The organism is Olleya sp. 1-3, assembly GCF_002836085.1.
Taxonomy (GTDB): domain Bacteria; phylum Bacteroidota; class Bacteroidia; order Flavobacteriales; family Flavobacteriaceae; genus Olleya; species Olleya namhaensis.
The window spans coordinates 21,063-30,002 of sequence record NZ_PJBW01000015.1 but is presented as its reverse complement, the minus strand read 5'-3'; the positions used below and the strand labels follow the sequence as shown (position 1 = coordinate 30,002).

Below are 8,940 nucleotides of genomic sequence, written 5' to 3'. Positions count from 1 at the left end.
TAACGATAGCTGATAAATCTAATTGCGTAACTACACCATCTTCATCTGTGTAATCTATATTAGTATTATCTGGATTAAGCGCAATAGTTGTTAGTGTTTCTAAGTTAGCAACATCTAAAGTCGTTGTTACACCATCTTCGTCTGTATAAGTAAAAGTTCCGTCGTTGTTATCTACGATAGTTGTTAATGCTTCTAAGTTTGCAACAATAGCTGACAGGTTTAATTGCGTAACTACACCATCTTCATCGGTATAATCAATGTTAGTGTTGTCAGGATTAAGTACTATTGTTGTTAATGTTTCTGCGCTATTTGTATCAACAGTAGTAATCGTTCCGTCTTCAGAGGTGTAGGTAAACGTCCCATCTGCGTTGTTTATAAGTGTTGTTACTGTTTCTAATGCGGATACATCTAATGTTATAGGCGTCCCATTGCCATTATCAAAAGTATATGTGCCATCGCCATTATCAATCAGAGCAGATTTTATAATAGTAGTAATCGCGCCATCTTCACTGACGTAGCTAATTGTACCATCATTGTTATCTACAAGTTGTGTAATGGTTTCGTTAGCCATAACATCAACACAAAGACTAGTCCAAGTGTTATTGTTAAACTGAAACAAGCAATTTGCATCTGTATTGTAGACTATAGCTCCGTTTAAAGGTGTGATAGCATTCATTTCTGCATCAGAAATTCGTGTTACGACTAAAGCCTTGTCTGAGCTTTCTAATTCTAAGATAGAATTTTGGTCAATAGTTTGTGGATTGTCACCTATTTTGACTTGGGCAAATAAGTTTGTTGTCAAAAAAAAGGATAGTACTAGTAAAAACTTTTTCATTAATTCGGGAGTTTAAACCGAAAATAAGAATGATTCCTTGTTTTTTAAGTAAAATAGTTCTATTTATTGGGCGGTAATCGGTGAAAAGCAAATAAATCGGCTAAAAAACATAAAAAATAATTGAAATAATTGTTTGTATATTGGAAATAAGTTCTATTTTTGCCATCGGAAATGCGAGAGTAGCTCAGTTGGTAGAGCGTCAGCCTTCCAAGCTGAATGTCGCCAGTTCGAACCTGGTCTCTCGCTCTAAAAGCTTCATCATAACGATGAAGCTTTTTTTATTTCAATTCATTTAAGAAAGTTCCTGTTTCTACTTCATAAGGTTCGCTATCATATTCAAAAATTCTTGCAGTTAATGTGCCTTTAAGTTCTATAGACTGCCCATTTACTTTTAGCCAACTACCTTCACGTAATCCAACGACTGGTTGTGTGTTAAATTGATGAAACTCTTTTATTCTAGTTTCTCTAGTTTCTCCCATGTGTGTACTGTTGGTGTCGGGATCCAAATAATGAGGATTAATATTAAAAGGCACGAACCCTAAAGTTTTAAAGCTTGGAGGATACACAATTGGCATATCATTAGTGGTACGGATGTTTAATCCACAAATGTTGCTTCCAGCGCTAGTTCCTAAATATGGTGTTCCGCTATTGATAGCACTTTTTAATGGCTCCAATAATTTGTATTGATACAATGCGCTAACTAAGACAAACGTGTTTCCACCACCTGTAAATATCCCTTTTGCATTGGCAATAGCTTCAGCAGGATTTTTAAAGGTGTGTAAACCTGTAACTTTTATATCAATTTTAGCAAAAGCTTCTGCTGCTTTTTTTGTGTAATCATCATGAGATATACCACTTGGACGTGCGTAGGGAATAAAAATAATGTCTTTTATATCTTTAAAGTGAATTTTTAAAGCGTCAAGTAAATAATCAAGATAGGCACCTGAATGCAAGGTTGAAGTACTTGCTATTAATAATTGTTTCATATATATAGTTTTTGTAAATTTAGTTATTAGAAGCTTTTAACAAAAGATTATAGAGGCTTTACATTAACATTAAGAGTAAAAGTTTTTAATTTACGTAAAATCAACCAACATGAAATCATATTTAATTGCATTTTTATTATTGACCTTTAGTTTTGCGTCAGCTCAAGACTCTACACGAGTAGAAATAAAAGGTAAAATTATTATTGATTCTCCCGACGTAGAAGGCATCACGGTGTACAATTCATCTTCTAATAGAGGGACTATTACTGATGAAAAAGGTGAATTTACTATAAAAGCCATGTTGAATGATAAAATTAGTGTGGCAGCACTTCAGTTTAAAGATTTTAATGTTGTGGTAGCACAAGAAGTTATAGATTTTAAGCAAATGAATGTCTACTTAGTAGAGCAAGTTAATAAGTTAGATGAAGTTGTTATTTTACCTTATAATTTAACAGGTATTTTAAAGGAAGATGTGTCAAGTGTAAAAACATTTAACGCTAATATGGATGCGATTTACTTTGGTGTTGATGATATTAGTTTGTATGAATTTGCAGATGACTCGTATAGTAAGGTTGATAACTTAGCAGCAATGAGTCAAAACGAAAGAATAAGATACCAAGCAGATGGTATGGCTATTCTAGGTGGTTTGGTTGGTTTGATTTTTAAAAAGAAAGACAAGAAGAATAGAAATAATAATAGTACAGAACCAATAGAGGTTTTAGCATTGTCTGATGTTTATAATCACGATTATTATACTCTAAATTTTAAAATACCAGAAGATCAGGTAGAAGCTTTTATAGCTTTTGTGGAAACTAGTGATTTTGATAGCACTCTTTTAGATAATGGAAAAGAGATGGAGCTAATTGAGCATCTTAACTCAGAAAGTAAAAAATTTTTAAAGACAACCATTGAAAAGGACTAAGCTAATTTTAAGGTTAGTTTGTTTTTTTATTATCTCTACAGTCCATGCTCAAAAAGTTGAGTTATCTGGATTAATAGATGGGGACGATGATGTTGAGGGGGTACATATTTTAAATAAAACATCCCTGACCAATGCAACATCGGACGTTAAAGGTGCCTTTACCATATCTGCAAAAGTAAATGACACTATAATATTTACCGCAATACAATACAAAACGTTGTTTAGGGTAGTTACTGATAGTGATATAGCGTTAAAATCTTTACAAGTAAAATTAGAGGTTTTTGTTAACGAATTGGACGAAGTTTACCTAGCTAGATCGTTATCTGGAAACTTAACGGATGATGTCTTAACTTCTACTGCTAAACCTAAAATTAATTTTTACGACGTCGGAATTCCTGGTTATAAAGGCAAGCAAAAAACACAATCCGAGAGGCGTTTGTTTGAAGCCACGACAGGTGGAGGGATAATTCCTTTAAATCCAATTATCAATGCAATAACTGGACGTACTAAAAGATTAAAGGCACAAATTCAATTAGAAAACGACGATGCTTTGTTGGCCAGGTTAAAGGATGATTTGTCGATTGATTTTTTTAAAACTCATCCGCTAGAAGAAAAGCATCATGTAGAGTTTTTCTATTTTGTACAAGAAGACCCAGATTTTAGAAGTAAGTGCAGTAAGAATAACTTAGATGCTTTTGCATTTTTCAAAAAAAAATTAGAGCAATACAAGTTAAATTTATCAGAAAAAGAATAAAATAACAATTGGAATGCTTTTTGTCATTATTCAATTAAATTTGTAATTATAATTAAACTTCATGAAGCCATTTAAATATATTTTATTAGCTAGCCTGTTTGCGTTGTTCTCTTTTTCAGGGATACATAAATACTATGTTAGTATTACGCAAATCGAATATGTAAAAGAGAAGCAATCGGTACAGATAATATCACGAATTTTTGTCGATGATATCGAAAAATTGATCCGTAAACGTTATGATGAAAAGGTGACATTGAATGATGGTCAAGACGAGGTAATAATTGATAGCTATATAAAGAAGTATCTTTTAGAAAAGATGTTTATCAAGATTAACGGAACACCAGCAATGTTGAAATTTATAGGAAAAGAGTATGATGATGACATTATGCGCTGTTATCTAGAAATTGAAAATGTAGCTTCTATTAAAAGTATTGAGATTCAAAACAAGGTCTTATTTGATATTTTTGAAGATCAAAAAAATATTGTACGAAACAATATTAATGGTAAAAACAAGACTTTTGTTTTAATACCACATAAAGATAAAGGTTTGTTAAACTTTTAACAAACATTTTATTCAACGTTAATTTTTGTTAAATTCACGTCCTTAAAGTAACAACCACTCACAAATGAAAAAACTAAAGTATTTATTTCTTTCAGCATTTTTTGTGTCTATAAGTGCCTTTGCACAAGACCAAAAAGAAGATAAGAAAGAGCCTCAGCAAGGTCACACAAACAACAACAAGTTCAAGCAGTTGTATGAAGAGTTTTCAACACCTAATATGTATAGAGCAGCTTCGGGTGCTCCGGGTGCTGCTTACTACCAGCAACAAGCAGATTATAAGATGGACTTAGAGCTTGATGATGTTAATGCAAAATTATCAGGTTACGAAACTATTACGTATACTAACAACTCGCCAGATAACTTAAGTTATTTATGGGTTCAGTTAGATCAAAATATGCGTGCTAAAGATTCGAAAACACCATTAATTAGTGATGATTCTGCACAGCCTGCAACAACACCAGGTAGTTTTGCAAATAGCTATTTAACGGAAGCTTTTGACGGTGGATTTAATATCCAAGAAGTAAAAGATTCTAAAGGTCGTGCTTTACCGCATATGATTAACCGCACAATGATGCGTGTTGAAATGCCAACAGCATTAAAGTCTGGAGAATCATTTTCTTTTTCTATCAAATGGTGGTACAACATCAATGATCACGTAAATGGTAGAGGACGTTCTGGATACGAGTATTTTCCAGAAGATGATAACAGAGCATATGTTATTGCACAATTCTACCCAAGAATGGCAGTATATAATGATGTAGAAGGATGGCAAAATTCTCAATTCTGGGGACGTGATGAGTTTGCATTACCTTTCGGAAATTTTGAAGTAAATATTACTGTACCTGCAGATCATATTTTAGATGGTACAGGTAAATTGACAAATAGAAAAGACGTGTTCTCAAAAGATATGATGAAACGTTATGAGCAAGCTAAAAAATCTTATGATGAGCCTGTTGTTATAGTAACACAAGACGAAGCAATTGCTAAGTTAAGTACAAAATCAACAAAGACTAAAACATGGAAGTTATATGCAGAAAATGTACGTGATTTTGGTTTTGCAACGTCAAGACGTTACATCTGGGATATGATGAGTGTTAAGATTGGTGGTAAAGATGTTATGGCTGTATCATTATATGGTAAAGAAGGAAACCCATTATGGGAAGACTGGTCTACTAAAGCAGTAGCAAGTACATTAAAGTCTTACTCGCGTATGACTTTTGACTACCCTTACCATAAAGCAATATCTGTACATGCTAAAGAGCAAGGGATGGAGTATCCAATGATCTGTTGGAATTATGGTCGTCCTGATAAAGAAGGAAACTATAATGATAGAACTAAGTTTGGTATGATGTCTGTAATTATTCATGAAGTAGGACATAACTTTTTTCCTATGATTGTAAATAGTGACGAGCGTCAATGGACTTGGATGGATGAAGGTTTAAATACATTTGTACAGTACGTAGCAGAACAAGATTTTGGAAAATGGTATCCAGCAGCATTGTCTGAAGGACAAACAGCTTATCCATCACGTCGTGGACCAGCAGCAAATATTGTAAGATACATGGGTGGTGATCAAGATTATATTGCACCAATTATGACTAAAGGATTAAATACTTACCAGTTTGGTAATAACGCATACAGCAAGCCAGGAACAGCTTTAAATATTCTTCGTGAAACAGTGATGGGAGAGGAGCTATTTGACTATGCTTTTAGAGAATACGCACAACGTTGGATGTTTAAGCACCCAACTCCAGAAGATTTTTTCCGTACAATGGAAGATGCATCTGCAGTAGATTTAGATTGGTATTGGAGAGGATGGTTTTACACAACAGACTATGTTGATATAGGTGTAAAAGATGTAAAAAAGTATTTTGTATCTAATGAGCCTAATGCTGAAATCAAAAAAATAGCAGAACAAAGAGGGATGAAGTTAAGTGACTTACCACCTTTAGTATATTTTGTAGAAGAAGGAAGTGAAGATTTTAATCCGAGTTTAAAAGGTAAAACAGCTTTAGAAAATTCAGCAACTTTAAACGAATATATTATGGACAACTTTACGCCTGCTGAAAGAGCTAAAATAAAAGAACCAAAATTCTTTTACAAAGTAACTTTTGAAAAGCCAGGTGGATTAGTAATGCCGATTATAGTTGAGTACACTTATGCTGATGGAACATCAAAAACGGAAACGTATCCAGCACAAATTTGGAGACTTAATGACAAAGAAGTAAGTAAGACTTTAGCGACCGAAAAAGAGCTAGTAAGTATTACTGTAGATCCTAAATTAGAAACAGCAGATGTGGATGTTTCTAATAACTCTTGGCCAAGAGAAGTAAAGGCTAGTGAGTTTGATAAATTTAAAGATCAAAACAAAAACTAAATAATTAGTTTGTTATAATATTTAAAAGCCCTTAAAACATATGTTTTAAGGGCTTTTTTATGCTTTGTTAGTTAGTCGTGTGTTTGTTGAAATAAAGAATATAGATTACTTTATGCATTATTATTATTATTATTATGCAATTAAAAGGCTGAACATGTCATTACTAAATTACATTTTTAAACGTAGGAGTAAAATGAGAGATATACATAAAGATAAAAAATATTTTAGTGATTATATAAGTAGACACTATAGCGCTCAAGAAATTCTAATTAAAAAATTAAAAAGCAACTTAGTTAAATTAGAAAGAATAGCACCTGTAAAGATGCAGTTGACTAAAGATTATTTGAACATCATTTTTGCTAAATATTCAAGAGGAGATGACATGTTTAATAAAGAGGTGTATTCTATTTTTGAAAACACAGTAAATTTAATGACTGAAAATTGGTCTGAACGTCATCAGAATATTTTATATTATTTAGAAAAAAATAAAGTCATTTATTTAAAACAATACACATTATCTTATCATGTCTTCATGTTAAATATGTTATCTATTGGATATTTACTAAACGTAGATGACTTGCAGTTTCAATTAATAAATGATTTTATAGAAAAAGATGAAATAAAGGATTTTATATATGATTTTTTATTAAGAAGCAAACTACAAGATAAAGCCCCTATTACTGATTCTAATTTTAAAGTATTCTCTGGGTTTAAAGATCCATTCGTAACAATTAAACAAATCATAAATACTTCTAATAATGAAGAAGCGGAAGTTTTGTTGAAAATGTTTTTAGAAAGCGAGTGGCTTAATTTAATAAATAAACATAATTTATATAGTCCACATACTAATAAGTTTAATGTTTACTATGGCTACTGGTGTTTTCCTGCAGCAGCAATAGTAAAAATTAAAGGACTAGACGATAGTAGTTTTAGAGACAATCCATATTATCCAAAAGATTTAATACAATAATTATGAGATTAAAAATAACAATAGGTATGATATGGTTTTGCGTGTTTGGTTTAAACGCACAAATACAATCCATACAGTTGCCTAAAGGCGAAGATGTAATTAGTATATCTAAAACTAGTATTGCACCAATGTATAGTCTTTATATAGATAAAAATGAATCCATTTATCTAGAAGACGAAGCGATTGCATTATCTGATTTGGCTAAAGCCTTAGCGTATAATAGAAGTCAATTAGAGGAGTTACAAAAATTTCAAGTAAAAATATTCTTATATATTGATCAATCTGTTAAATACACTATTGTAGATAAAATTAAAACCGAGTTAGCTTCTGCTAATTTTTATAATTTAGTTTTTAAAACTAATACTATAGAAGATAAAGATCTATTATCTGGTTTTTCAATAAAGAATCATCAGTCATTTTTTCATATAGAAGATATAAAAAAGCGCCTTACTAAAAAAGAAGACGCTAAAATCAAGCGCTATAATGATAGTATAGCTAAACTTAGTAAAGATGAGTCAGATTCGTTTTTAATGTTTCCGCCACCTCCACCACCTGTGGATGATACTTATGAGTTACGTCATAGAGTTTATACCAATCAACAAGAGGTTGTTGATGAGGTTTTAGAAGGGAAAAGCTATAATAAATTTGTGCTAACAAACAGTGGTTTAAAAAATGGAAATAGTAATATTGAAATTAAAGATAACGCTCAGTTTGTAGAAACCTTAAATTCAAAAGATGTTGCCTTTATAAGCTTTGATCAAGAGTTGACTTATTCAAATTATTTTAAGTTTATTACGCTTCGTAGACAATTATTAAAAAAAGGATTGGTTACCAAACCCTATTTAGAGTTGTCAAACGAGATAATCAAAATTCATAAAAAGGCTAATATTAAATTCTAGCATAAAAAAAAGCGACTACTTGTTTAAAGTGGTCGCTTTTTTAAAAATATATAATGATTAATATAAATCTATTATAAAATTATTTCTCCATTCCCGGAGGATATTTCTCCATTATTTTAGCAACAAACTCCTTGATGCGTTCTTCTTTCTTTTCTACATTTTTAGAAAGGTAACCGGTACCTTGACCTTGCCAAACCAATTCTTTTTTATTAGCATCAATTAAATCTACAAATAATACACCTTGTGTAGATGTTGATATATTTGGTTGCGAATTCCAACCCCATCCCCAACGTGGTCCGCCCCAACCCCAAGCGCCTGCGCCCCAAGAATTATTGTATACATCAACACGTTGATTAGATTTTGTAAAGATGCTAACTAATACGTCTGGCTTTTCAGACTTAGTAAACCCTTTTGCTAATAATTCAGATTCAATAGCACGAAGGATTCTTCGTTTGTCTAAATCACTGATTTCAGCTTTGTCTATTCCTGATTTAAAAAATGCAAAGGTTTTGTAATTGTTAAAATCTACAGCTTTGTCATAATCGGCAGCAACTTTAACAGAACTACAAGATGTTAGTGCTATAGCGACTAAGACGATAGGTAACAGTTTCATAATTTTTTTCATAGCAATATTG

Annotated in this window: 8 protein-coding genes, 1 tRNA gene and 1 pseudogene; 7 read left to right on the top strand and 3 right to left on the bottom strand. The window is 31.9% G+C overall.

From position 1 onward, the window contains the following. Positions 1–835 (bottom strand): annotated as a pseudogene (locus CXF54_RS12760) (hypothetical protein); the annotation flags it as partial. Positions 836–1,008: 173 nt separating this feature from the next. On the opposite strand from CXF54_RS12760, the gene CXF54_RS12755 reads away from it, so the two are divergent. Continuing rightward, positions 1,009–1,081, top strand: a tRNA-Gly gene (locus CXF54_RS12755). Positions 1,082–1,113: 32 nt separating this feature from the next. Here the strand turns inward: CXF54_RS12755 and pepE are convergent. Next, positions 1,114–1,821, bottom strand: coding sequence for a dipeptidase PepE (gene pepE, locus CXF54_RS12750; RefSeq protein WP_090842438.1), 708 nt, complete (start codon positions 1,819–1,821; stop codon positions 1,114–1,116). 109 nt (positions 1,822–1,930) lie between these two features. On the opposite strand from pepE, the gene CXF54_RS12745 reads away from it, so the two are divergent. The 6 genes from CXF54_RS12745 (at position 1,931) to CXF54_RS12720 (ending at position 8,305) form a co-directional block, all read left to right on the top strand. After that, a complete protein-coding gene (locus CXF54_RS12745; RefSeq protein WP_090842436.1) occupies positions 1,931–2,743 on the top strand; it encodes a carboxypeptidase-like regulatory domain-containing protein in 813 nt (270 codons plus the stop codon). After that, positions 2,730–3,497 (top strand): hypothetical protein, encoded by a 768-nt coding sequence (locus tag CXF54_RS12740; RefSeq protein ID WP_101203848.1) that lies wholly within the window; start codon positions 2,730–2,732, stop codon positions 3,495–3,497. Before CXF54_RS12745 ends, CXF54_RS12740 begins: the two co-directional genes overlap by 14 nt. 61 nt (positions 3,498–3,558) lie before the next feature. Continuing rightward, a complete protein-coding gene (locus CXF54_RS12735; RefSeq protein WP_101203847.1) occupies positions 3,559–4,059 on the top strand; it encodes a DUF6702 family protein in 501 nt (166 codons plus the stop codon). Between the two features lie 64 nt (positions 4,060–4,123). Continuing rightward, complete coding sequence (locus CXF54_RS12730; RefSeq protein WP_101203846.1) at positions 4,124–6,436, top strand: M1 family metallopeptidase; 2,313 nt, start codon at positions 4,124–4,126, stop codon at positions 6,434–6,436. 193 nt (positions 6,437–6,629) lie between these two features. Beyond that, on the top strand, positions 6,630–7,406 hold the full coding sequence (locus tag CXF54_RS12725) for a PoNe immunity protein domain-containing protein (protein ID WP_198551066.1): 777 nt from the start codon (positions 6,630–6,632) through the stop codon (positions 7,404–7,406). 2 nt (positions 7,407–7,408) lie between these two features. After that, the gene (locus tag CXF54_RS12720) at positions 7,409–8,305 is read left to right on the top strand and encodes an ExbD/TolR family protein (protein WP_101203844.1); all 897 of its coding nucleotides are present in this window, start codon (positions 7,409–7,411) and stop codon (positions 8,303–8,305) included. Between the two features lie 79 nt (positions 8,306–8,384). Here CXF54_RS12720 and CXF54_RS12715 read toward each other — a convergent pair whose 3' ends face one another. After that, complete coding sequence (locus tag CXF54_RS12715) at positions 8,385–8,930, bottom strand: DUF4136 domain-containing protein (protein ID WP_090842427.1); 546 nt, start codon at positions 8,928–8,930, stop codon at positions 8,385–8,387. Positions 8,931–8,940: the final 10 nt, after the last annotated feature.